Here is a 25220-nt window from a genome sequence, read left to right on the forward strand (position 1 = left end):
CTTATCGGCCTGGCGACATGCACAGGCAGCTGCGTCGGCGCCGACGCCCCGCTGCCCCGCATCAGCGGTCAACTCGCGGAGCGGGGAGCGTCCATGAGGCTCGATTGAATAGATTCATGAATAGATAGTCAAACCAATCTGGCTACCTACCACCATATTTATCAACTACTTCCTTAAAATTTCCCAGCTAAAAAAAGAAAAAGTGAATAGATAAAGATTGGATTCATGCCTTGTCGCCGGCATAAGACTGGGACCCGCGGCAAGTCCGACCCGGCATCCGCTAATGCAGCATCCACGCTGGACAGTGGAACGTGGCCATACGGCGACAGCCTGATGAAGAGCAGGGAAAGTGTCACGGGCTGACAGACATCGCAGGCGCAATGACGCTACAAGTTCCGCTCGGTGGCCCCATCAAGATGCCTGCCGAGCGGAACGCCCAGATCCCTAGGTCCAGTTGTCGTCGCCATCCAGACTGGTGTCGTCCGAAAAGTCCTGGCCGGCGTCCTGCTGAGGCGCATCGTCGTAGTAGTTGTTGGTGACGTTCTCGACCACGGTGGGCTGCGACGATCCGCCGCCCAGGAAGCCGCCGTGGTGGCCGCCGCCGAGCAGGCTCTCCACGCCTTCGAACAGGAACATGCCGCCGGCCACGCCTGCGGCCGTGGTGGCCGCGGTGCCGAGAAAACTAGAACCGCGTGCGGCCGGCGCGGCCTGCGCCTGGTCCGGCACGCTGGCGCCGCCGCCGAACAGGCGCTCGCGCCAACCCGGTGCGGCCTGCTGCGCGGGGGCCGGCGGCAACGGCGGCGGTGCCGCATTGAATCCCTGGCCCAGAAAACTGGTGGCCGGCGGCGGCGGCGGCGCGGCCTGCTGCAGCTGCGCGATCTGCGCCTTGGCACTGTCCAGTGCGTGTTCGAGCAGCAAGGCCCGCTGCACCAGCAGATAGGCCGCATCCGGCTGGCCAGCCAGGCGCTCGCGGATCAGCGCGTCCGCCTGCGGATCCATCGTCACGCCGCCGGCGCTGCGCACGCGGGCCAGGAAATCTTCGAGGAGCTGTTGTTCTTGCGGAGTCATACCAATACCTGGAGGAGGTGACCGGCTCGATGCCGGCAGGCACAGCATGGGCACGGACGCGCCACCGCCAAGGGCCACTGCGCGTCCTGGTGCGGCGACATTCATCAAAGCCACCAGGCCGGCGCACTTGCACCAGGGCGCAATCGACGGCACCCACGCCGATTCCGGCATGACTTCCGGCATTTCCGCCGCAATCGCCGATGACTACACTTGTAGTCAAATACGGCTACGCAAGGTAAACGACGATGCAGTGGCGAAGGATGCGATGGATACCGGCGCTGGCATTGCTCGCATCGGCGCCGGCATGGGGCGGCGAGCAATGGATCGTGGCCACGGATCTGTGGGGCAACCGCAGCTATCAGACGCTCGAGCTGGATGCGACCGGCACGCAACTGCAGGGTCGGCTCGACAACGATCCGGTTCGCGGCACCCGCCATGGCGATGCGCTCGCCTTCGTGGCCACCTCCACCGACGGCAGCGTCTACCGCTTCGACGGCCGCGTCGAGGGCCAACGCATGCGCGGCCGCAGCGACCAGCCGGATCCCAATGCCGCCGACATGCGCGCCAACCACGCCTTCGACGCATGGCGCGTGCCGACCCGCGACACCGCCGCGCCGCGCACCCACGACTTCGTGCCCAGCGACTACGCCAATACCTTCAGTGCAGATCGCCCACCCGTGCTGATGCTCTGGCCGGGCGATACGCTGCGCACAAAGACGCTGGATTCTGGCGGCGTGGATGCGGGCGGCGTCACCCGCGCGCTGTTCGGCAATCCGCAGGTCGGGCCGTTCTTCGTCGTCGGCGCCGAAGCGGGCGATACGCTCGCCATCCACGTGGTCTCGCTGCGGCTCAACCGCGACTCCGCCGACAGCCTCGACGGCCTGGTCGGGCGCCTGCAGACCCCGCGCGTGGCCGCGCAGGCCAGCGCACTTGGCAAGCACGTGCGCTGGCGCCTGGACCGCGATGCGGCGCTCGCGCATCCCGTCGACGGCGAAGGGCCGATGAAGCACTTCGCGATCCCGCTGCGACCGATGCTCGGCGGCCTGGCGCTAGCGCCCGGCTTCGGCAGCGCCGCCCTGTCCACCGGCGATACCGGCGCCAGCGGCGGCAACATGGACTTCAATGCGGTTGTCCAGGGCAATACCGTGTATCTGCCGGTGCAACAGCCGGGCGCGTTGCTCTATCTCGGCGACGGCCACGCGCTGCAGGGCGATGGCGAGACCACGCAGTGGGCGCTGGAGACGTCGCTGGACGTGGAACTGCGGGTCGAACTGATCAAACACCGCGCGATCGCGATGCCGCGGGTCGAATCGCCCGAGCAGATCATGACCCTGGGCCAGGCCGGCTCCAGCGACGACGCGCTGCGCGTGGCCACTTCCGGCATGCTGCAGTGGCTGCAGCAGGACTACGGCCTGTCGCTGGCGCAGGCCACCCAGGTGCTGGGCGTGGCGGTGCAGTACCGGGTGGCCAATCTCGCCGGGCGCAGCATCGGCGTAGCCGCCAGCATCGACAAGTCGGTGTTGCGCACCCTGGATGCGCCGGCGCGCTGAAACGCATTCGCCGACGCAGTTGCAGCCAGCACGGCCATTGTGGAAGCGACTTCAGTCGCGACGCGCGTTACCGGCAATGCCCGTCGCGCGCGATGGCCCAGGAACGAACGGCACTGCTTCCAAGTCACACACCGCGACTCGCTCCATCCGCTACAACCCTATGCGCAGGCAACGCCTATTCCTCCACGGCGTCGTCCTCCACGGCGGCGTCCGCCGCGTCTTCGCCGCGCGGCAGACGCACTGCCCACATGTTGTCGATCAGGTTCGGATACGGGCGGCCGTTCTCTTCTGCGCGCTGTCGCGCCGCGGCCTTCTGCGCAGGCGACAGCGGTTGCGAACGCTGGCCGCGCGGCTTGGGTTTCTTCCAGGGCGGTGTTTTGGAGGTGGGCATGGGCATTGGCGGGAAGCGCGAAGTGGGCAGCGTGAAGCACGGCGGCTCGCGGGAAAGTGAACGCTGCACGCGCGCCCAGGCAGACCCGACCCGACTGCCCTATTCCGAATCGATCCCGGCCAGCGCGAACACCCAACCCGGCACCGCCGGCTCGCCGGCATAGAAGTCCTTGGGCTTGTGCTCGGCCATGGCCCAACGGTGCAACCAGCTGATGCCACCGCCGCCGGTATAGCCCTCCGCGTGCCGGTAGGCCGGATCGCGCAGCGCTTCGTCCAGGGTGACGAACGCATAGCCGCGGCGGCGCGTGGCGGCGATCAGTTCCGGGAACGCGACCGCGTTCAACTCGTTGGCATGCATCAGCCACACCTGCGCGATGCGGCGACCGAACAGGCGCTGCGATTGCGCCTCGAAATAGTCCAGCTTGTTGAGCATGTACGGCACGTAGCCCTTGCGCAGCCGCAGCAGCGTGGCCGCGCGCGCCGCACCGTCCGGCTCGGTCTCCAGCACCCGCGCATAGGCGAAGGCCCACACCCAATCGCCGTTGTCCACGGTGACCGGCGCGATGCGGTAGCCGCGCGCGGCGACGAAGGCGACCACCGCCTCGCGATCGGCATCGCTGCGGCCGGTCGCCAGGTAGGGGTGGCGGAACCAGCGCAGCGGCTGCCCGTACTCGGCCAGCAGCGGCCGCAGCGTGCGTTCGCCGTGCACGATCGCGTCCTCGTAGGCCGGCAACCCCACCTCGTGCAGATTCACGTGGCCGTAGGTGTGATTGCCCAACTCGTAGCCCGCATCCAGCCAATCGCGCAGCATCGCTACCCGCTGCGGTTGCAACTGGCCATCCTGTTCGAGCTTGTCCTCGTTGACGAAGCCGACGATCGGCACGTTCGCCTGCCGCAACGAGGCCATCAGCTGCGCATGGAACGCCGGCACCTGCGCGGCCGGCGTCTTGCCCATGCGCTGCCATGGCAGATCGTCGATGGTCACGGCGATACGGCGCTCGTCTTGCGCCTGCGCGACACCGAATACGGCCAGCAAGGCCAGCAAGGCCAGCAACACGAAGCAGTAGCGGTTCATCGGCCTCACCAGATTCCGGAGAACGCAAGTCTAGCGGCTGCGGTCGCTTCCATGCCCATGGCGCGCGTACCGCGCCAATCGCTGGCGCAGCTTCCGCGCCGTCGTCGGCTTGCCGAGCTCTTCGATCGAAAACAGCAGGGCAGCGTTGCGGCATGGCATGATCCGGCCCTGTCCATGCGTTGGACCAATCGAGCCAATGCGGCCAGGAGATCGGGATTGAACAAATCGTTGTCGGCGGGATTGCTTGCAGTGCTTCTGGTCGCCTGTACCGATACGTCGCAGGCACCGGCGCCGACGTCCGCGCAACACGCGGCGAAACAAACGCCGGCCGCGCGCACCATGGCGTCGGTCGCCGGCGCGCAACGCGGCGAAGGAAAGCCTTACGAAATCGCGGACAGCCAGGTCTGGAACGTGCCCGACCCGGTTTCAGGCCGCGACTATCAAGTATTCGTCGCGCTGCCGCGTTCCTATGCCGACGACCCCGGCCGCCGCTATCCCGTGCTCTACGTCACCGACGCCGACTACTCCTTTCCTCTGGTCCGGCAGATCGCACGGCGCTTGAACGGCGAAGGGCCGGCCATCGACGATTTCATTCTGGTCGGCCTTTCCTACGCGATCGGCGACGAGCCCATGCCGAGCCGGCGACGCGACTACACCCCGACGCCGGAAGGCGGAGCGGACGCGGCGCCGAACGCGACGCATGGCAAGGCGGACGCCTACATCGCCTATCTGCGCGACCAGGCGTTGCCGTTCGTGGCGCAGCGCTATCGCACCGACGAACACCGGCGCCTGTTCCTCGGCCACTCCTACGGCGGCCTGCTCGGCGCGCAGATCCTGCTGACCGCGCCGGACATGTTTTCCGGCTACATCCTGGGCAGCCCGTCCTACTGGTACGGCGAGCACGCCATGCAGGCGCAGGAAAAGGCCTTCGCCGCCAGCCACAAGGACTTGCCGGCACAGGTCTACATGTACGTCGGCGAATACGAGCAGCGGCGTTATGGACAGAACTACGACATGGTGTCGGATGCGCAGGAGATGACGCGGACGCTGCGCGCGCGGGGCTATCCGTCGTTGCAGCTGCAGTTGGACGTGCTCAACGACGAAGATCATCTGAGCGTGGCGCCGCGCGGGCTCACCCATGGGCTGAAATACCTGCTGGGTACCAAGGAACCCCGATGACACGACCGCCGCGCCGATGGGCGAACCGGTACGTACGCGCAGCGTTGGTTGTCCTGGCCGCCGCATCGGCTGCCGCGGGCGCGGCGGAACCGCCAATGGCGCCGGCGCCGGGGACGGGATTCGAGGTCGAACGCTACGCGGTGACCCTGCAGCCCGATCTGGTGACCACCGCCGTCGCCGGGACACAGAGCATCACCCTGCGCGGCACGCAGCGGGTGTCGCAACTGGTGTTCTCGCCCAACGTGTTGCGGCTGCACGCAGCGACGCTGGACGGGCGCGCGGTGACGGTGGTCAGGCGCGCCGAGGGCATTGTCTTCGACCTGCCCGTGCCGCTGCAGAAGGGCGCGACCGCCACGCTCCGCTTCGCGCTGGAAGGCGTGCCGGCGCGCGGCCTGATCCGCGCCGGCGACGGCGTCTACAGCAGCTATTTCGCCTGCGACTGGATGGTCTGCCTGCAGGACACACCCGGCGACAAGGCCGAGTTCGCGCTCGACCTGCTGCTGCCGGCAGGCACGGCCTCGCTGGGCGTCGGCAAGGCGTTGCCGCTGCGCGCGCGCCGCGATGGCCTGGTCCTGCATCGCTGGCGCTCCACACGGCCCTACTCCGCCTACCTGTTCGGCTTCGCCGCGGGAACCTTCGCCAAGGCAACGGTCAAGACCGACGTGGGCGAGTTGGTGTACATGGACGCCACCGGGCAAGGGACCGACCTGGCGGCAGCGTTCGCACAGGCGCCGGGCATCGCGCACTTCCTGGCCGACAAGGCCGGCATCGCGCTGCCCGACCGGCGCTACACCCAATTGCGGGTGCCGGGACAGGAAGCACAGGAAGCCGCGACGTTTTCCCTGATCGGCCAGGAGGCACTGGAAGAGGACAACCAGGCACCGTCAGAGGCGTGGATCGTGGCCCACGAGATGGCCCACCAGTGGTGGGGAAATCTGGTGACCTGCGCGTCGTGGCAGGACTTCTGGTTGAACGAAGGCATTACCACCTTCATGACCGCAGCCTGGAAGGAACAGGCAGTCGGAGCGGACGCCTACCGGCAGGAGCTGGAACAGGCGCAGCGGCGGCTCGAGCGCGCCCGCGCCGCGGGATTCGACAAGCCGCTGGCCTGGTCGGGCAGCTATCCCTCCCTCGGCATGCGCCGCGCGGTCCAGTACAGCAAGGGTGCGCTGTTCCTCGCACATTTGCGCGAGCGCCTGGGCGAACAGGCCTTCTGGAACGGCATCCGTGGATTCACCCGCGGCCATGCCGGAAAGACCGTCACCAGCCGCGATTTCCAGGCCGCGATGGAGCGCGCCAGTGGACAGGACCTGTCGGCCGTCTTCGCCGAATGGGTCTATGGCGCCACTGAGCCGGCGCCAGCCGCGATACCGCCTGCGACGGCAACTGCTGCGCCGACCCGATGAACGAGGCGTGGCAGATCGACGACCTGCCACGCCCCGCGCTCACATCGCCTTCTTGATCGCTTCCGCTTTCGCCAGATGCTGCTCGACGTGGGTCTTGGTCTCGGCCAGGTGCGCCTTGACCGGCTCCGTCGAGGCCGCTGCCATCATCTGCTTGTCGATCAACTGCAAAGCATCCTTGTGCCCGGCGATCATCGCGTCGATATAGGCCGCGGCGTAGTCCTTGCCGGACTTCTGGCCCAACGTCGTCAGCTCCTGCTCGCCCTTGTTCTCGAGTTGCTTGACGTCGGGCGTCTCGGCCAGCGTGCCGAGCGCCTTGGTCTTTTCCAGGTTCTCGGAGTGCTCTTTCTCCATCATCTTCGCGTAGTCCAGCACCGCGCCTGTCACTTTCTTTTCCTGCGCCTGCTTCGCCGCGGCGATTTCGTTCTTGTCGACCGCTCCCAGCAAACCCAAGGCGATGTCATCGCCGGAACTCGCGCGCGCAGCGCCCTCCGGCGCCGGACTCGCCTCGCCGACCGGCGGCGTGGTGGGGGTGGCGGCGCCGCCCACCGGCGTCGGCTCGGTGCTTGCGGCGGCCGGCGTGTCGGCCGTGGGTGCTGGCACGTCGTTGTCCTTGTTCGGCTTGCAGCCCGCGATGGCCAGCGCAGCCGCGACGGACAGGACCAACAGTGAATGTTTCATGTGCGATTCCCTCTTGGATGGGAGCATCAGCATCGCGCCATGCAGGTGAAGAAGGCTCATGCAATTTTCCTGAATTCTTCAGTTCGCCGCTTCACGCAATGCGCACTCGGCGGATTGCACGTCGGCGTATCGCCACCTCCGGACGGACGGCGGCGAGCGGGGACATCGCGCTCCCGACACCGCCGCTCTTCGTGATGCGCTGCACGTCGATCGTCAGGATCGATCGCATGCCTGCGCGTGCATCACTCAGTACTTGAGCGCATCCGCCGCAGGCGCAAGCGGCGCGAACCGCGCGCCGGTGAAATCGTGCAACAAACGGAAAACCGCTTCGCCTTCCTGCGCATAGCGCCGGAAATCGCTTTTGACGAGGCGATACAGGCAACCGTTGCGGGCGAACACCAGGTCCCCGCCATCCCAATCGGCCCAGTCGGTGCCGGGCAGGTCCAGCAGCACGGCGCCGTCGCGATCCAGCACACGATGATCCAGGCTGTACCACGCTTCGTTTTCGCGGCCGATCGCATGCAGCAGCGATTGCAGCCGGCGTCCGCTGGCGCCAGCCTTCTCCCATACACGCGGCCAGTTGAAGCGATAGAGCGTGGTGGAACTCATGCCGCCGGTTTCGCCCGCACCCGCATCGATCGCCTGCCAGCCGTCGCGCTGCCGCAGCACGCCATCGATCGGCTGGTCTTCGCCGCCGCCAGAGCCACGGCCGAACGGCCGGACCTGCATGTCGTGCGGTACCTGGAAGCCGGTCGGCAGCGGAAAGGGATCGCGGCCTTGCTGCGGGCGATGGTTCAACAGCAGCGTCCGCTCGTCCTCGAACATGCCGCCGCCGCCCCAGCAGTCGCCCTTCGGCCACAGCGCCAACGCGGTGAAGAACGGTGGGCGCGACACCGCCGTCCAGGTGACGAAATCACCATGCTGCTTGGACGCGAAATACACCAGCAGCCTGCCCGACGGTGACAGATCGCAACGCCGCTCATAGATGCGGCCCTTGAACCACTGCCCGTGTTCGAAGCTGTCGTCGCGCAGGTCCCAGCGGATCAGCTGCACCTGCTTGCTGGGCCCGCGGCGGAAAATCACGCCGCTGCGCGCATCGCGCGCCAGCAGCGCGTAGAGCCGCGTGGCCGGGGGACGCTGTTCCTGGTCGTTCTGCATCAGTCGCATGCCATCGCTTCCATGAGAGCGCACGCTGCACCAACCTCGCGCGCATGACAAGCCTGGCACGCATTGCGCCCACAGCCTGAATAAGATGCACGTTCGCCCCCCAACGATCGAACCGAGGCGATGTGATAACGAACAAGCGGAATTGGCTGCGCGGCGCCGCCACGCGCATGACACTATCGCGTTGGAATTGGCGCCGCGTGGTGGGTTTGTCGGTTATCTGAAAGCGGAGTGAGAGACAAAGCATGGCGAAGACGCATCATTCCCTGAAGCTAAAATGGTTCGCCTGCGCGGCGATCGCGGCGCTATGTAGCGCGGCTTGCTCGGCGCAGCCGCTTGCCGCAGCCTCCAAGCCAAGACAAAGCAACGCGCAACCCGCGTCGCCCGCAACATCGGGGGAAACGTTGAAGCCCGGCGAATACCTGACCGAAAAGGGATGGGGGCGGCTGCTGCTTAACAAGCAGAACGGGACGTTGATGTTTTCCCTGGAAAGCACCTCCGGGGGAGACATGTGCCTGCTGGATGGAGCGATCCAAGGCGACCATGGCATCGTAAAGGACGACGCTGGCGTTCCTTCCTGCAGCGTAAAGTTCACGGCCAATGCGCAAGGCATCGAGGTGACGGCAGCCACACCTACCGAGTGCAAGGCCTTCTGCGGCTACAACGCGGGCTTCGAAGCGCCCTACCTGCGGGTGGCCGAAGGCTGCGGCCAAGACGATCTCGATCGCACACGCTCTGCATTCCAGCGTCTCTATGACGCCAAGAACTACAAAGCGGCGCTGAGCACCTTGTCTCCAGTGCTGGCGAGGTGCTTGCCGACGCTGGAATGGGAAGAAGAAGGCGCCATTCGCAACGACCTGGCCATTGCCCAGTACAAGAACGGGCTGTACGCGCAGTGCCTGGCCACGCTCGACAAGTATGCCGAGGACGCCGGCAAGGACGACGACGCAGTGGTGGAAGGATGGACGCCGACGCTGGCGGATCGCTACCTGGCGATCGTGCGCGCGGCAAGGACCAACATCGGCTTGTGCCGTAAAGGCGCAATGAAGAAGTAAGCCCAAAAGGGATGGAGTGATGAGGACAACACGCATTCGCCAGCGGCACTGGCGGATGCGGAGTTGCGGATCCTCACCTAGCTAGTGTCATCCTGGCGGCAACCGGGCAACACGAAGGAGCCCGCTGCCTCGACAACGTCACCCCAACGACTGCCCTTGATTTCTAGACAAGTCGCGTTGCTGGGTCATCGCTTGTTCCTGAGCAATTGCCTGGTTCGCCACCATAAGTTTGGCGTCTGACTGCTCTACCGGTGTCTGCGTCGCTTGCTGTACGAGGACATGGGCACGCAGGTGCGCGGGATCGTTCAACTCACCTTGAACCGCGAACAGACGCTCGGGACCAGCGACGACATGATCCACCCTGGTCAATGCATTGCCGGATAGCGAGGCGCTGGAAGCATTCGGATACTGGTCTCGATTGTCCTTGCAGGCGGCGAGAAGGCTCCTGCACACGCGCTCGCTGCTCTCATCGAATGGCACGCCGGCCTGGCTGCCGAGCCGCTGCACTCCCTCCCTGATTTGCAGGAGCATTGCGTGATCGGGGTGCGCAGGATTGTCGGGTCCGGTCCTGCCACCGTGCTGTTGCGGAGCGGGCCGAAGTTCCGGTGCATGAGGATCCACATGTAGCAGCCGTTGCGTCTGGCCTCCCTGCTGCACATTGAGATCGGTAGTGCCATCTTGGTTTCGAGCGCGCGTCAGATTCTCGCGCGCGACAGAGCTCCATTCACCGTTCAAGAAGGCATGGCCCTGCCCATGCTTGTTCCAGTTGACCAGATCATTCCCTGCGGCATAGAAGCCCGGCCCATTGAAGCGCTCTGGGTGCGCGCGATCCGCAGGACCGTACTGATGCGTCGCACCTCTATCCAAAACCCCGATGAACTGCCCTGCGCGATCATCATGGATGAACAGGTTTTTGATGACCGGGTACTCGTGCGGCAAGTTCTGGTGCGTCCTGTCCGCAGTGAGGACGGTTGGATTGACAAGCGGATCAGCCAAGACACTTGCCCAAGCCGTCGAGAGAGGGCTTTCTCGATTCGCGTTGCGCAGCGCGTTGACGACATCGGCCCCTCTCAGGGCGTCGTCACGCCCCAACTCAAAGTAGTCGTTCCGACCCGAGCGTTTGGGGAGAAGCCCGTCGATGGCAGCACTGACGTCTGCCACAGAGTCATATTGATTGCCCTCAAGCTTGCGAATCATTGGTGCAGCGCGTACTTCGTTCTGGTTGTACACCTTGCCAACCATCGCCGCCAGTTTCACTTGGTCGTCGAGTGAAGCGTTCTGATACAGGTTGCTTCGCTGCAGAGGCGCAATGGCATGATCCATCAATTTGTCGATCTGGGCGATGTCGCGATCGTGCACCCAAGTGATACCGGCGTCCGAGGACAAGAACGCGTCCAACCGCGATTTGACATCCGCATCCAGCGGGCGCCCGTGGTCGCTTCTGATCGCATCTCCATCACGACCAAGATCCGCAATCGCTCTCGTCGCCTGATCTTCGGTCAACACCGACTGCGGCTGATGCGCGCTCGCCCAGTCCTGGTACGCATTAATCAAGTCCCTTGGAACATTTTCGCCATTAGGATCATTGGGCTGATAGTGCTGCCCAAGATCCGTTTGGATGGTGCCGATCGAGTAGCCGCTTTTGTCCGCCGGTTCGAGCGTCGGGGTTGCGGCCTTGTCGCCTGCAACAGCCAGTCGATATGCATCGTATCGACTCTCGGAGGTGACACCCACAGCGAAGTAGAGGGTCGCGCGCAACTCCTGATCTGTGAGCGTACTCATTGTTCGTCCTCGGGATCCGTACAATCCTTGTCAAAAGGCACTTCCTTCCCTGCGATGTCCGGATGAAGCGCGACGCTACGGTGGTAGTCGGAACCGTACTTCTGATATCGAACAAGTTGCCCATTTTCCAGCCGGAACTGATCATCTGGCCCCGAGAACGCGGGGCATGCGGCGTAGCCCTTTCCCCCGTCATCGCTACAGTAGCGGACATACAACGTGTCTCCACGCACTTGTCCCTGCAGTTGCCCGTCATTGCCGTGGGCATTCGTCCCCTCGCTCCAATCCCCCGTGACGCGATCACCATGCTGCTGCAGATGCAGGCTCAGATAGTGGCCCAAGTCGCATTTCTTGGCATACGCCCACTCCCCGGAAAACGGAGTGGCCTTGCTCGCGGAAGCGGAGCTTGCACACGAGGTGATCAACCCCATCGCTACAACCAGCGCGGCCACGGGAAAACACGGCCTGGATCGCACTTGCTCAGCCATTTCGGTCACTCCTTGGACATGCCTGCGGCTCGTATGCGCGGAAGATAGCAACTAGACCTGAGGCATTCCATACATCTCCTGCGAGATGAACCGGCAACGCTCCGCCAGCCAGCCCACCGGCGGAGCGTTCTTGCCTCACCTCAGCCATGTGGGATCAATGCAGCCGCCCGCCTCCTGCAGGCGGCGCGGCCCACTCCACCGCATAGACCGCCCGTTCCTCGCGTACGCCGTTGGGCGTGGGTTCGCGCAGCGGCTGGTGCTCGATCTGCAGCAGCAGCGCCCGCGTTGCGTTCGCTGCGTCGCAGAGCGTGTCGCCCACCGCTGGCAATGCCTGGCCGGCGCGCGCGGTTGCATCGCCGGCCGCCACCACCCGGGCATGGGCCGAGACGGTCTCGGCCAGCAGGTTGAGCCGGTCGAGTTGCGCCAGCGTGACGCGGAAGGCGCCGCCGCCCACGTCCGGCGCCACCGCGACGGTGGCAGCGGGCCGGGCGCCGTGCGTCGTGTCGGTCCGCTGCGCAGGATAGGACAGCGCGTCCAGCACCAGCTCCACCTGGTCGGCCAACAGCTCCAGACAGACCGCCAACTCGCCCATGCGCACTTTGGGCTCGGCAGCACGCTCCTCGTCCGGCGTGCGCGGCTGCGCCAGCCGGACCAGGAACCTCACGTGATCGCGCAGCTTCGCCAGCCGGAACTGGCTCTCCTCCGGCAGGAAATAGCCGGGCATGTCTTCATCGTCCAAACGGTCGTACGACATCGTTGCCTCCTCGTTCCATGAAGGGGTCCGCCCGCCACACATGGCGGACGGGAAGTCGGGAGGTTCGAAACCGCTAAGAGCCGGCGGGCGTATTTCCCCGAAGGGTGTTGTATTAGCCGCCCTCCCGACGCAGGCATCGCATCGGCTTGCACCCGAGCCTCGGGCACAAAAAACCCACCGGTTTTTCGGAGGTGGGTACCGCTCTTAGAGGAGTTTCGACGCTCCTTGCAACTAGAGTGCGACTAGAGAATGGGCGTGTCAATAGTGTTTTGGGAATATTTTTTTCAGACTTAAATATGCGCTAGCGCGCAAAGCGCGGCTACGGAATACTGACGTCACGGACAGACCAGCGCTTAGGTAGAGGGAAGCATATGACGTCAAAGGAAGAGACCGTTGCGAAGCCTCATGGTGACGCACATCAAACAAACACCGCGCTCGCGGACTTACGCTTTCCTTCGCTCGCTGCGGCGATGGACCGCTATCTGCAGGCAACCGACTACAGCCGCGCCGGCCCCGTGGAGCGCTGGAGTTTTGCTATCGCCCTGCTCGGCGCGGGCGTGGGAATGCTATTCGGCACCCTGCTTGATGGCAAGGCTGCGCTTTACTGGGCGATAGGTGGGCTTACGGTAGAGCTGACGGGCGTCATGACCTCTTTCGTGCTGGCCTTCAAGCGTGAGCTACCGGGTTTTCGTCGCCCCTATGCCAGCCACGCGGACGAGATGGAGAAAGAATTTCATTACTACCACGCCATCGTTGCGGCGCTGCGGACGTTTCCGCTGGAAGAGCGGCGGCGCCGCGAAACCTTCATGCGCGACCGCCGCACCAACATGCATGACCGTCTGGGCTTGTTTACCGGCGGCATGGAAAGGCTCGGCATCATGCCTGTCCTGCTGGCGCTTTATCTCCAGCTCAAGGACTGGCGCTGGGGCGACTGGGGCGTCCTCGGCAAGATCACCATGATGCAAGGCATCTTGGCCTTTCTCCTGATGTTCGCTTACGCGATGTCCTGGCATCTCATTCGGCTGCGCATTCGCGTGCAATCGTATGAGCAGTTGCTTGCTGAGGCGAATCGGCAGGATGGCGCCGCTGGTTCTTGACCGTCGTCACAGGCCGGGCGGTCCGAACGAAGGACCTCCTACATTTTGCTCTCCAGCGTAGCTGACGCCCATACGGAGTTCGCACAGGACTGCTGGTCGCAGCCTTCCATGCAAGCCAATGCCCCGTTAATTGCTTTCGCCCCTTCGCCTTAGGTAGCGGTCACAACCTCAAAGCGGAAGCCATCTCGTTTTCCAGAAGTCACTTAACCGACGGGCTTGAGCTCCAAACTAGATGGCCGATAATTTAGCAATTAAGGGCATGACTGGGACAGCGGCAAGCTCCCCAGCCAATTGGGAAATAACAAAAAGGGACGGAGCCTGTGCAGACACAGATTAATCAAGCGCTTAGCGATAGCGCTCGCGACTTTCAGGATATTGTCTGGCCTCGCATTTCCGTCGCTCCACTGATCAACGGCGGCGTGATTCGTCCGGTGGAAGCCGTTGCTGAAAATAACTTCAAAGACGAACTAGATCTGCTTGCTGGGATCGACGCTTGGCACATTCAGTACACTCCGACGGCTATACGAGGAATTGCTAGCCGTGTTCAGTGGGGCGGATGTTACGAGTCATTTACGATCCGAACACGCCTACCATCGGGCAACGAGACGGAATTTCAGAAACGATTACGGGCACTTCATAATGTTGACGATGGGCACCTCTTTCCACACCTGACAGTTCAAGCGTACCTTGATCGTCGCCAGGGCGCCCTAATCGCTGCGGCAGCTGTTCGCACCAAAGAATTGATTGAGACAGCCTCTGTGCTTATAGATCTCGGTGAAAGACTTGTTCCCAGACCAGACTTCTACGGGTTCAAGACTAATCCGGATGGCACTGAATTCCTCTATATGCGATGGCGCTACCTGCAATTTAAGAATGTCCTCACCGACGGTAATTTAGTCTACTGACCTGCTTCCCGGACAAGGTCAAACCGGCATGAGAAAAAGTGAGCCGACCCCTGACTTTTCCCTTCTATTTAATCTCCGCCACCGCAGTCATGCCGAGGATCTCTACTCTCTTGCGGAAGAGGACCATATGCGGCAGCTGCTCTTCAGGATCGATATAGTGAGAAAGAAGCTGACTAGCCTTATGTCCTATGCGACGCGTCACGACCTGAAGATCTTTCTTTACTTCACTGCTCAGACATTGCAGATGACGCATCTCGTCAAGAACCATGGCCGAAAAGCAAACTGAGAAAAGTAAGGCCTCTATTTGAAGCTCATTCTCAAGAGGATTCAACCGCCCTACATCATCGAGAACGAGCTGGAGACTCATGAAACTTGGATGCGTATAGTCGGAAAGAAATTTATATAGGCAATCGAACAGCTCAAGATCGACCGCATAACGGCTAGCTACTGCCATTTTGTAGTGCGAAATGTGCCCAACAAACATGGCACCGTCGGCATTCCGGATGATCTTCCTTGTATCGATGTCGCCCTTGTTATTTCTAGCGTAACCATGTGTGCCGAGTTTAAGTCCTATTACTGCATCCAATAGGTGCTCCAGCATCTCCGGCCGCTCAACTGAATAGACAATGTGAAGGTAATTTTCGTAGATGTGTCTAGCCAATGGTAGGCAGTCTGCACCTATCTGTTCCTTCAGGAGGAGTCGGACCGCGCGGAGGGTCTTGATGCTTTTCGTAGCGCATAGCAATACATAATCATCGACCGTGAATAAGTGACTAGAAGATGCGGTCTTAAGTCCGACATCATGCACACCATTCTCCAGTACATACCCCAGGCACATGATGCAAGATTCCAACTCCTTCTTGAAGTCCGCCCAGATCAGATCAAATTGATTCTTCGCCGGTGGATTTTTCTTAAGGAAAAAGTACTCTTCTATAGCAGCGTTCCACTCTTCAAGATCGACCGTGGTAGCAAAGCCTTCATTAGATTCAGATAGAAGAAGCCCGCCGGTACGCTGGTATGCGTGAATGAATTGCGGTGGCATCTCCGCTTTGCGCAACGCTTCAACGGCTTCCCTTTTAATATCTTCGTCAGAGTAAAGGTACTTCCCAAGGAAAATCGGATCGTCACTGTGCGGTGCACGCTCAAAGATGTACTGGTAAGCAACCTTCGTTTCCTCCAGCACCTGGAGCGCCTCTTCAGAAAGTGGTATCTGTTTGTGCACATACCCATCATCATCAATCATCCATTTAAAGCGACGACCGCGGCAGCAACGGGCATAACGTTGGCCACTCTCACAGGGACAGTAAGCTTGCCCTCTAATTTCTCGCATCCTGTATCACCCATAGAAGATAAAATAATGGCAACCAGTATGAAGCCTGGAGATGCAACGGACTCGGCCAAGCCAACGCGCGCCACCATGTGGAAGCTGTCTAGCCACCGCCACAATTGCCGAACGCACAGATCACTATCGTCGCTTCATTCTAGATGCCATCGGCTCGAGATCACCTCCGTCGCCTCAACCTGCAGCGCTAGCATGCGCTGGACAACAACCGCCTTCATGCGGCGTTGATCACCAGCTTGAACGTAGCGTCGCGCTCGCTACGCGGATACTTAGTTAGGCCACCGCAAGTCAGGCTTAACAGGTGAGGAAAGTGCACTCTGACCCCTGTTTCACTGTTTCACTCTCTCCTGTTTCGTTCTTTAGCAGCTTGTCGATCGAATCCGCACCTTCAACCGCCATGGCAAAAAGCGGCAAAGCAGACACCACCTTGTAAACCGCCGTCACGTTCTCCCCTATAATCACGTCGGCCCTGACTCCTAGCTAGACTATAGGAACTCATGGACCCGGTCATGTGATGCCCACTGATAGGGCAATTTGACCCCATTACTACTGTTCAAAACGGCAACCTGCCGCCTGCAGAGCTCTGAGGGCACTATATGCAACGAGGGACCATATTTTCTACGGAATTCCGGGTGACTCAATTACAATTTGCATTCACACAAATCCCATTATGAATCCATAAGGAAACCTTAGACATGGAGAATCTTACTTTTACTTGGACATCTTTGTTTACTGCGGCCATTTCGGGCGGAGCCGTTGCAAAGATCGCGGACCACCTAGTCTCGTGGATCGGCAGGCTACGAAAAGAACGAAAGTCTGCTAAAAGCGTGGTCGATGCACATCTAGATCCTCTACTGAAGGCTGCTGATGCGATATCGGGAAAGACAATATCACTTGCCGAACGCGACTTTATACCACTATCGGGCAGAGATGACGCGGCCACACATAGCCTGGATCCGGACCTTATAGGACTTACCTATCTGTATGCGAATTTCTGGAGCCGCATTGAGATTCTAGAAAGAGAAAGCCTCGGAATCTCACTTTCGGTCGACAAGCGCGGAAGGAAACTGAGCAAATTCATAGCTTGCTTAGGGTCAAAACAGATCAGGCTCGTAAATCGAACTCACCAGAAAGCGATCGGAGAAATTGCATCTCAAGTACTTTCCACCGGAGGACTTAGAACGATCGGCGTCGTCGAGTTTGGAGAGATTATTACTTCTAACGAGTCCGCGAAGAAGTGGTGTGCACCGCTAACTCAGCTTCTTAGCGATACCACAACTAAGGCAACGCGCCAGAAGCTACTTGTTTACGGAGTGGTACTGCACGCATTAGTGGATACGCTAGACCCGACACACCTTTCAACTCACGAGCGCCCGTCGTATCCTAACAAGCTATCAAATGAATCAAAGCGACGAGTCAAACACCTGATCTTTGGCGAGTACCTTAAGGGCATCGACGCTCACAATAACTACACATAAAAAGTGGGCCCGCCGCCACATTCTTTCAAAGAAAGATGTGACATTGGGCCCGCTCTACACCCTTAAATTAGCATGACCTCAGCAGGAAGGCAACCGTCTTCCGGTGGAAACTTACCGGCCGCGGCGCTAACGCTCAGATACAGATACAGATACAGATACTTCCGGGACGGAGGTAAGCCCCCCTTCGGCGCCTAGCGCTAATCACGCAAAATACACAACAGTGAAAAGCTTCCTTTAACTCATTTCAGGACGATGGAGGCGCGGATGCAACGTCCGCCACAGCCAAGCTTACGACTTGCCCTTCAAACACCTTCGCATGACCATTTCTTGCGCAGTCGTACGCGTACATGGTGCGAAGCAACCAGATCTTCTGCCATAGCTCATCATCATGAGCTAAATCTATGACGTCCAATCCAAGCTTAGCAGCCTCCTTAGAGTCAACCACTGAACCGTGCGAGTGATAATGATTTCGCGACGCCAGCTTTTCTACCACGTCAGCAACTTCGGTTTCGCGCCCGGCCAGCATCCCTGTACGCAACAGATCCCCGGCAAGCTTTCTCGTCTGATTACGAAATGACTGAGCGACCTGTACCATTATTGGGTCAACGCTTCCCGGAGGCGCATTCAAAATGAACTCGATTGGCGTCCCACTAAGATGTGGATCAATCGGCCCAAGTTCGGAGGTAGCAGACATAACCAGCTTCTGACCACAAAGGGCGATCACGGTACCGTTACTCTTCGCGCGTCTCGGCACAATGACTCGGAGTTTCGGAGCCATTTGCCTTAAGATCGAGCAAATTTTCTCAGTTGGATCCGTAAATCCGCCATTTGTTTCAAGAAGGAGATCGACTTCTTCACTCTTTCGCTGTCGAAGGAGTTCAAACAGATATTGATCGTCCCCCTGATCAATTTGAGCATTCGTTCGCTCAGTATCAGTGAAATAGACAACAAGCTCCCTACCCGTTAACTCCTGAATATCCCTAATGAGCAATTGGCGCAAATATCGATCTTTATGAGTCACCCAAAAGAAAGGTGACTGCTTAGGCAAATCAGAGTTTCGCGGAAAAGAATCAGCCATCCACGACGTCCTCAGCCCACTGCTCCATATTCGGCGCCTCTCGACGAAGACGTACGATAGCGCACAACAACGCATCGCCCTCACTCAGGATCGGAGGAAAAACGATTTCATCTCGAACAAGCTTCTGGTGAGAGCGGACACCAAAAGTATCAAGCTTTAAGCTCTTCGGGAGTTCCGAGCTTAGATGCGCAGCTCCAGTTCTATATCGCATGATCATCATCTTCACCTTGCGCCCGAAAGATCTTCATTGTTACCCGTGGAGTCTCAGTGGCTGCGACTCTCGTACCAGGCAGCATGCGCTTCCCAAATCCCAGCAGTCAAATCATCAAGTTAGGGATACCCGGCCCTCGCAAGGGCCGGGCATCGCCAATCAAACCCCAACCGGATTCCCCTTCTCCGCATCGATCTTGTACTGCTTGATCGCCCGAGCCACGTCCTTCCCGGTCATCTTGCCATCCTTCGCCAGCGCCGCAATCGCGGCATGCGCGATGTAGTACCGGTCCACTTCGAAGAACCGCCGCAGGTTGGCGCGGGTGTCGGAGCGGCCGAAGCCATCGGTGCCCAGGACGGTGTAATGCCCCGGCACAAACGCACGGATCTGGTCGGCAAACGCCCGCACATAGTCCGTAGCCGCCACCACCGGCCCCTGGCGCCCTTCCAGCAGCTGGGTCACGTACGGCTTGCGCTGTTCGCCTTCCGGATGCAGGCGGTTCCAGCGCTCGGCGTCGAAGCCGTCGCGACGCAGTTCGTTGAAGCTGGGGCAGGACCAGATGTCGGCGGTGACGCCGAAGTCCTTGTCCAGCAGCTCCGCCGCGGCGATGGCTTCGCGCAGGATGGTGCCCGAGCCCAGCAGCTGCACGCGCAGTTCGCCCTTCTTGGGCTTGCCGGCGTCGGTCAGCAGGTACATGCCCTTGATGATGCCTTCTTCTGCACCGGCCGGCATTTCCGGGTGGGTGTAGTTTTCGTTCATCAGGGTGATGTAGTAGTACTCGTCCACCTGCTCTTGCATCATCCGCTTCATGCCGTACTGCATGACCACGGTGACCTCAAAGCCGAAGGTGGGGTCGTAGCTGCGCACGTTGGGGATGGAGCCGGCGATGACCTGGCTGAAGCCGTCTTCGTGCTGCAGGCCTTCGCCGTTGAGCGTGGTGCGGCCGGCGGTGCCGCCGAGCAGGAAGCCGCGGGTGCGCATGTCCGCTGCCTGCCAGGCGATGTCGCCCACGCGCTGGAAGCCGAACATGGAGTAGTAGATGTAGAACGGCAGCATCGGCACGTTGCTGACCGAGTAGCTGGTGCCGGCGGCCAGCCACGAGGAGATCGCGCCCGGCTCGCTGATGCCCTGCTGCAGCACCTGGCCGGACTGGTCCTCGCGGTAGAACATCAGCTGGTCGGCGTCCACCGGCTTGTACTTCTGGCCGAACGGGGCGTAGATGCCGATCTGGCGGAACATGCCTTCCATGCCGAAGGTGCGCGCTTCGTCGGCCACGATGGGCACGATGCGCGGGCCCAGGTCCTTGTCGCGCAGGGCGATGTTGAGGCTCTGCACGAAGGCCATGGTGGTGGAGTAGCTGCGCTCGCCGCTGGACTTGAGCAGGCGGTCGTACTTGTCCAGGCCGGGCACGGTGAAGGACTGGTCGGCCTTGCGGCGGCGCTGCGGCAGGTAGCCGCCGAGCGAGGCGCGGCGCTCCTGCAGGTACTGCACTTCCGGCGAGTCCGGGCCGGGGTGGTAGAACGGCACCTGCTCGGCGTCGGCCAGCTGCTTGTCGCTGAGCGGGATGTTGAAGCGGTCGCGGAACGCGCGCACCGCGTCGTCGTCCAGCTTCTTGGTCTGGTGGGTGGGGTTGAGCGATTCGCCCGAGGAGCCCATGCCGTAGCCCTTGACGGTCTTGGCCAGGATCACGGTGGGCATGCCCTTGGTGTTCACCGCCTGGTGGTAGGCGGCGTAGACCTTGTGCGGGTCGTGGCCGCCGCGGTTCAGGCGCCAGATGTCGTCGTCGGACAGGCCGGCGACCATGGCCGCGGTCTCCGGGTATTTGCCGAAGAAGTTGGCGCGGGTGTAGGCGCCGCCGAAGGCCTTGCAGTTCTGGTATTCGCCGTCGACGGTTTCCATCATCAGCTTGCGCAGCACGCCGTCGGTGTCGCGCGCCAGCAGCGCGTCCCAGTAGCCGCCCCACAGCAGCTTGATGACGTTCCAGCCGCCGCCGCGGAACACACCTTCCAGCTCCTGGATGATCTTGCCGTTGCCGCGCACCGGGCCGTCCAGGCGCTGCAGGTTGCAGTTCACCACGAAGATCAGGTTATCCAGGCCTTCGCGGCCGGCCAGGGCGATGGCGCCCAGGGTTTCCGGCTCGTCGCTCTCGCCGTCGCCGATGAAGCACCACACCTTGCGGTCGGACTTCTCGATCAGGCCGCGGTGCTCCAGGTACTTCATGAACTGCGCCTGGTAGATGGCGCTGAGCGGGCCCAGGCCCATCGACACGGTGGGGGTCTGCCAGAAATCCGGCATCAGCCACGGGTGCGGATAGGAGGAGATGCCCTGGCCGTCCACTTCCATGCGGAAATGGTCGAGCTGGGTCTCGTTGATGCGGCCTTCGAGGAAGGCGCGGGCGTAGATGCCCGGGGCGCTGTGGCCCTGGATGTAGAGCAGGTCGCCGGGGTGCTTGTCGGACGGGGCGCGCCAGAAGTGGTTGAAGCCCACGTCGTACAGGGTGGCGGCCGAGGCGAAGGAGGCGATGTGGCCGCCCAGGTCGCCGGGCTTGCGGTTGGCGCGGACCACGGTGGCCATGGCGTTCCAGCGGATGATCGAGCGGATCTTCCACTCGATGGCCGCATCGCCCGGGCTCTTGGCCTCGTTGGCGGGCGCGATGGTGTTGACGTACTCGGTGGTCGGCGAGAACGGCAGGTAGGCGCCGGAGCGGCGGGTCAGTTCGACCATGTCCTCCAGCAGCTGATGCGCGCGTTCGGGGCCCGCGACATCGATGACGGCCTTGAGCGATTCGATCCACTCCTGGGTCTCAGTGGGGTTCGGATCGTTCTGCAGCACCTCGTTCAACCAGTTCATAGCGCTCCCGTAGGTCGCACGCACGCGCGCGATTGCATGTGTTTTTCGAAGCCTCCAAGTGTAGCGCAACCGCCCCGCCGGACCTCGTACGGCAGCGTATGGAACGGACTGTCACATTGGCCCGGGACCGCGCGCGCCCCGGATGCGCGGCGGGGCGCGGCTGCGCTTATGATCGGGGCCGACTCCCGCGGAAACGCCGCCATCGCCGCTCTCTCGCCAGTGCAGGACGCTTCAGCGGTCGCCTGGCGGCACAGCCTGCGCACCCGGCTGATGCTGTGGGGCAGCCTGATCCAGGTGGCGCTGCTGCTGGGCCTGGCGGTGCTGTTCTACCTGGGCGCGCGCCAGGTGGTGGTGCGCAATGCGCGCGAAGAAGTGGCCGGGCTGGCGCAGCAGACCGCGCGCAGCCTGGACGCCACGCTGGGGTCGGTGCAGGTGAGCGGGCGCACGTTGGCCGCCGGCGCCTCGGCGGTCGGGCGCCAGCCGTTCAACCTGCGCAGCCTGCTGCACGCCACCCTGGAGGGCGATCCGGACATCGCCGGGGCGCTGCTGGTGATCGAGCCGGGCGCGCTGAAGGGCGACGACCGCGGCTTCGCCTGGCACCTGCGGCGGGCCAACGGCACGGTGACCGAGCAGCCGGCCGATGCGCTTGGCTACGACTACCGCACCATGCCCTGGTACCGGCGCACGCTGGCGGCGTCGGCGCCGTGGTGGTCCGAGCCGTACAGCGACGCCTCCACCGGCGGCGACTACCTCACCACCTACAACCTGCCGCTGCGCCTGCCCGGCGACGATCCGGGGGCGCCGGCGATCGGCATGGTCAGCGTGGACGTGCCGCTGAAGCGGCTGCAGGCCATCGTCGGCGAGTTGCCGGCCAGCGCCGGGTTGCAGCCGATGCTGCTGTCGCCCGACGGCCTGTTCGTGCTGCATCCGGACCCGGCGCTGCGCTTCCGCCGCACCCTGGAGGCGCACGTGGCACGCGCCCGGCCGGACCTGTCGCCACTGGCCGCCGCCGTAGCCGCGCATGCGCCGGTGCGCTTTTCCCACACCGCGCCCGACGGCGAGCGCTACCTGACCCAGAGCGCGGCGGTCGGCGACACCGGCTGGACCTTCGCGCTGACCGTGTCCGAGCGCTACATCGTGGCTGGGCTCAACCGCATCGCGCTGTGGGTGGGGCTGGGCGGCGGCACCGCACTGCTGCTGTGGCTGTGGCTGCTGCACCGCTACACCGCGCGGCTGGCGCGGCCGATCGAGGACCTGACCAACTCGGCCGGGCATTTCAGCCAGGGCGAATTCGACTATCCGCTGCGGCATGTGGAACGGCACGACGAAGTGGGGGTGATGGCGCGCGCCTTCGACAGCGCGCGCGGCTCGATCAAGTTGCAGCTGGAGGAAATCGCCACGCTGGCGCAGGCGCGGCAGCGGATGCAGAGCGAGCTGTCGATCGCGCGCGACATCCAGCAGGCGATGCTGCCGGACGGGCGTACCTTCGACAGCGCGCACAAGCACCTGGAGACCTACGCGCTGCTGGAACCGGCGACGATGGTCGGCGGCGACTTCTACCAGTTCTTCGAGACCGAGCCGGGGCTGCTGTGGTTCGTGGTCGGCGACGTGTCCGACAAGGGCGTGCCGGCGGCGCTGTTCATGGCGCGGGCGATGACCGTGCTGGAGGTGGCTGCGCGCCGCCACACCAGGCCGGACGCGATCCTGATCGCGGCCTCGCAGCGCATGGTCGAGGGCAACGACACCTGCATGTTCGCCACCGTGCTGTGCGGCTTGATCGACGTGCACAGCGGCGACTACTGGCTGTCCAGCGCCGGCCACGAGCCGCCGGTGCTGCTCGGCGCCGACGGCCATGCGCAGTTGCTGGCGGTGGAATCGGGGCCGCCGCTGGGGATCGAGCCGCAGACGCGCTACCCGGTGGTGCGCGGGCGTCTGGCCGCCGGCGCCACGCTGCTGAGCTATACCGACGGCATCACCGAAGCGATGGATGCGCGCCTGCAGGCCTACGGCGCCGAGCGGTTGCTGGCCGCGCTGCAGCCAGGCATCGACGCGCAGGCGCAGTGCGCGCGGGTGCTGGCCGACGTGCACGCGTTCACCGCGGCCGCACCGCAATCCGACGACATTACGTTGCTGGCGATCCGGTTGCGCCAGGATCCGACCCGGGAGGGAAGCCCATGAAACTACGTCTGCAGATGGTGCCGGCGCTGGACACGCTGGCGCAGCTGAGCGACACGCTGGAGGCCGCGCTGCTGCGCCACGGCGTGGTCCTGGACCACGTGCACCGGGCGCGGCTGATCATCGAGGAGTTGGCGTGCAACACGCTCGAGCACGGTCACCTGGCCTGCGAACAGCCGCCGGTGGAAGTGCTGTTGCAGGTGGACACCGGCGCGCTGGTGCTGGAATTCCACGACAGCGGCCCGGCCTTCGACCTGCGCACCGCACCGCCGCCGGACCTGGACGCGGACATCACCGAGCGCCCGATCGGCGGCCTCGGCCTGCATCTGGTGCGGCAGCTCGCCGACCACATCGACTACCGCCACGACGCTGGCCGCAATGTCGTGCGCATCACCTTGCTGCAACCCTTCGACCCCATCCCCCAGGAGTTCCCCGCATGACCACGTTGAGCCTGCAGATCGACCCCACCCAGGACAGGCGCCAGCGCATCACCCTCAGCGGGCGTCTGGACACCCACACCTACCAGGCCCTGGACGAGGCGCTGGCACCGCTGCTGGCCACCCAGATCACCACCCTGGTGCTGGACCTGTCGCACCTGGACTACATCAGCAGCGCCGGCATCCGTTCGATCTTCAAGGCGCGCAAGGTGCTGGCCACCCGCGACGGCCGCGTACTGGTGGTCAACCCGCAACCGCAGATCCGCAAGGTGTTCGACGTGGTCAAGGCGGTCCCGTTGAACGAGATCTTCACCTCGGTGCAGGAACTGGATGAGTACCTGGACGAGATGCAGCGGCGGGTGTTGGAGGAAGGCGACGGCGGCTGAATTCGGCGAGGTGTTCGCCTGCGTTGCGGCTGGCTGGGTCCACTGTGGGAGGGACTTCAGTCCCGACGCATTGCACCGCCGGAAAGCGAACGGCTCCGCTCGTCGCGGTTGAAACCACTCCTACAAAAAGCGCGCGACCAACCCGCTAGCTGCACTGTAGGAGGGGCTTCAGCCCCGACAGACAGACTCCGAAGCCTACTCACCGACCCACCCCGCGTCGCGACTGAAGTCGCTCCCACAAGGGGTGCGCCGATGACCGATGCGATTGCACTGTGGGAGGGACTTCAGTCCCGACGCATTGCACCGCCGGAAAGCGAACGACTCCGTTCGTCGCGGTTGAAACCGCTCCTACAAAAAGCGCGCGACCAACCCGCTAGCTGCACTGTAGGAGGGGCTTCAGCCCCGACAGGTAGGCACCGAAGCCTACTCACCGACCCACCCCGCGTCGCGACTGAAGTCGCTCCCACAACAAGCAGTCGCTCCCACAAAACGCGCAATAGCCGACGCGGTACCGACAGAGAAGCCGCCGCCTTGCGGCCAGCTGGCACGACGCTGTGCAGCATCCTTGTGGGAGCGACTTCAGTCGCGACGCGATCAACCCAACCGCGCCGCGCCCACCACGCGCGGCACTAGCTACCTGCCAGCTCCCGCCACTGAACCATCCCCCACCCCAAC

21 protein-coding genes are annotated in these 25220 nt (G+C 62.8%); 10 read left to right on the forward strand and 11 right to left on the reverse strand.

Annotated elements, in window-relative coordinates:
* Positions 1-444: 444 nt before the first annotated feature.
* The gene (locus tag HEP74_RS18805) at positions 445-1068 is read right to left on the reverse strand and encodes a DUF2076 family protein (RefSeq protein ID WP_185814154.1); all 624 of its coding nucleotides are present in this window, start codon (positions 1066-1068) and stop codon (positions 445-447) included.
* A 260-nt stretch (positions 1069-1328) separates the two neighbouring features.
* Here HEP74_RS18805 and HEP74_RS18810 point away from each other — a divergent pair, with 260 nt between their 5' ends.
* Complete coding sequence (locus HEP74_RS18810; protein WP_185814155.1) at positions 1329-2618, forward strand: acetamidase/formamidase family protein; 1290 nt, start codon at positions 1329-1331, stop codon at positions 2616-2618.
* A 175-nt stretch (positions 2619-2793) separates the two neighbouring features.
* Here HEP74_RS18810 and HEP74_RS18815 read toward each other — a convergent pair whose 3' ends face one another.
* On the reverse strand, positions 2794-3009 hold the full coding sequence (locus HEP74_RS18815; RefSeq protein WP_185814156.1) for a hypothetical protein: 216 nt from the start codon (positions 3007-3009) through the stop codon (positions 2794-2796).
* A 99-nt stretch (positions 3010-3108) separates the two neighbouring features.
* A complete protein-coding gene (locus tag HEP74_RS18820; protein ID WP_185814157.1) occupies positions 3109-4083 on the reverse strand; it encodes a polysaccharide deacetylase family protein in 975 nt (324 codons plus the stop codon).
* A gap of 174 nt (positions 4084-4257) precedes the next feature.
* Here HEP74_RS18820 and HEP74_RS18825 point away from each other — a divergent pair, with 174 nt between their 5' ends.
* Both HEP74_RS18825 and HEP74_RS18830 read left to right on the forward strand, forming a co-directional pair.
* On the forward strand, positions 4258-5262 hold the full coding sequence (locus tag HEP74_RS18825) for an alpha/beta hydrolase (protein ID WP_185816708.1): 1005 nt from the start codon (positions 4258-4260) through the stop codon (positions 5260-5262).
* Between the two features lie 95 nt (positions 5263-5357).
* Complete coding sequence (locus HEP74_RS18830) at positions 5358-6668, forward strand: M1 family aminopeptidase (RefSeq protein ID WP_255427792.1); 1311 nt, start codon at positions 5358-5360, stop codon at positions 6666-6668.
* Positions 6669-6707: 39 nt separating this feature from the next.
* Here HEP74_RS18830 and HEP74_RS18835 read toward each other — a convergent pair whose 3' ends face one another.
* A complete protein-coding gene (locus HEP74_RS18835) occupies positions 6708-7406 on the reverse strand; it encodes a DUF4142 domain-containing protein (protein WP_255427793.1) in 699 nt (232 codons plus the stop codon).
* 186 nt (positions 7407-7592) lie between these two features.
* Entirely contained in the window at positions 7593-8687 is a 1095-nt protein-coding gene (locus HEP74_RS18840) for a hypothetical protein (protein WP_255427794.1), read from the reverse strand.
* Between the two features lie 68 nt (positions 8688-8755).
* Between HEP74_RS18840 and HEP74_RS18845 the strand changes: the two genes are divergently transcribed.
* A complete protein-coding gene (locus HEP74_RS18845) occupies positions 8756-9565 on the forward strand; it encodes an outer membrane protein assembly factor BamD (protein WP_255427795.1) in 810 nt (269 codons plus the stop codon).
* A gap of 138 nt (positions 9566-9703) precedes the next feature.
* Here the strand turns inward: HEP74_RS18845 and HEP74_RS18850 are convergent, their stop codons facing one another.
* The 3 genes from HEP74_RS18850 to HEP74_RS18860 form a co-directional block, all read right to left on the reverse strand.
* Entirely contained in the window at positions 9704-11347 is a 1644-nt protein-coding gene (locus HEP74_RS18850) for an XVIPCD domain-containing protein (protein WP_185814159.1), read from the reverse strand.
* Entirely contained in the window at positions 11344-11775 is a 432-nt protein-coding gene (locus HEP74_RS18855) for a hypothetical protein (protein ID WP_255427996.1), read from the reverse strand. The genes HEP74_RS18850 and HEP74_RS18855 overlap by 4 nt, the downstream gene beginning before the upstream one ends.
* 211 nt (positions 11776-11986) lie before the next feature.
* Positions 11987-12586 (reverse strand): XAC0095 family protein, encoded by a 600-nt coding sequence (locus HEP74_RS18860; protein ID WP_185814161.1) that lies wholly within the window; start codon positions 12584-12586, stop codon positions 11987-11989.
* Between the two features lie 371 nt (positions 12587-12957).
* Between HEP74_RS18860 and HEP74_RS18865 the strand changes: the two genes are divergently transcribed.
* A complete protein-coding gene (locus HEP74_RS18865; RefSeq protein ID WP_255427796.1) occupies positions 12958-13683 on the forward strand; it encodes a hypothetical protein in 726 nt (241 codons plus the stop codon).
* 320 nt (positions 13684-14003) lie between these two features.
* Positions 14004-14588: a hypothetical protein gene (locus HEP74_RS18870; protein WP_185814162.1), complete on the forward strand. Its 585-nt coding sequence runs from the start codon at positions 14004-14006 to the stop codon at positions 14586-14588.
* A gap of 64 nt (positions 14589-14652) precedes the next feature.
* Here HEP74_RS18870 and HEP74_RS18875 read toward each other — a convergent pair whose 3' ends face one another.
* On the reverse strand, positions 14653-15831 hold the full coding sequence (locus HEP74_RS18875; RefSeq protein ID WP_185814163.1) for a DUF5677 domain-containing protein: 1179 nt from the start codon (positions 15829-15831) through the stop codon (positions 14653-14655).
* Between the two features lie 794 nt (positions 15832-16625).
* On the opposite strand from HEP74_RS18875, the gene HEP74_RS18880 reads away from it, so the two are divergent.
* Complete coding sequence (locus HEP74_RS18880) at positions 16626-17408, forward strand: hypothetical protein (RefSeq protein ID WP_185814164.1); 783 nt, start codon at positions 16626-16628, stop codon at positions 17406-17408.
* Between the two features lie 244 nt (positions 17409-17652).
* Here HEP74_RS18880 and HEP74_RS18885 read toward each other — a convergent pair whose 3' ends face one another.
* Both HEP74_RS18885 and aceE read right to left on the reverse strand, forming a co-directional pair.
* The gene (locus tag HEP74_RS18885; RefSeq protein WP_185814165.1) at positions 17653-18486 is read right to left on the reverse strand and encodes an SDH family Clp fold serine proteinase; all 834 of its coding nucleotides are present in this window, start codon (positions 18484-18486) and stop codon (positions 17653-17655) included.
* A 370-nt stretch (positions 18487-18856) separates the two neighbouring features.
* Positions 18857-21547, reverse strand: a complete 2691-nt coding sequence (gene aceE, locus HEP74_RS18890; RefSeq protein WP_185814166.1) for a pyruvate dehydrogenase (acetyl-transferring), homodimeric type — start codon at positions 21545-21547, stop codon at positions 18857-18859.
* 270 nt (positions 21548-21817) lie between these two features.
* On the opposite strand from aceE, the gene HEP74_RS18895 reads away from it, so the two are divergent.
* From HEP74_RS18895 to HEP74_RS18905, 3 genes are read left to right on the forward strand one after another with little or no spacing between them, the layout of a single operon-like run.
* Positions 21818-23725 (forward strand): SpoIIE family protein phosphatase, encoded by a 1908-nt coding sequence (locus HEP74_RS18895; RefSeq protein WP_185816713.1) that lies wholly within the window; start codon positions 21818-21820, stop codon positions 23723-23725.
* Positions 23722-24162: an ATP-binding protein gene (locus tag HEP74_RS18900; RefSeq protein ID WP_185814167.1), complete on the forward strand. Its 441-nt coding sequence runs from the start codon at positions 23722-23724 to the stop codon at positions 24160-24162. Before HEP74_RS18895 ends, HEP74_RS18900 begins: the two co-directional genes overlap by 4 nt.
* On the forward strand, positions 24159-24545 hold the full coding sequence (locus HEP74_RS18905) for an STAS domain-containing protein (RefSeq protein WP_185814168.1): 387 nt from the start codon (positions 24159-24161) through the stop codon (positions 24543-24545). Before HEP74_RS18900 ends, HEP74_RS18905 begins: the two co-directional genes overlap by 4 nt.
* Positions 24546-25220: the final 675 nt, after the last annotated feature.

Origin of the sequence: Xanthomonas sp. SS, from assembly GCF_014236835.1 — a bacterium.
Lineage (GTDB): Bacteria > Pseudomonadota > Gammaproteobacteria > Xanthomonadales > Xanthomonadaceae > Xanthomonas_A.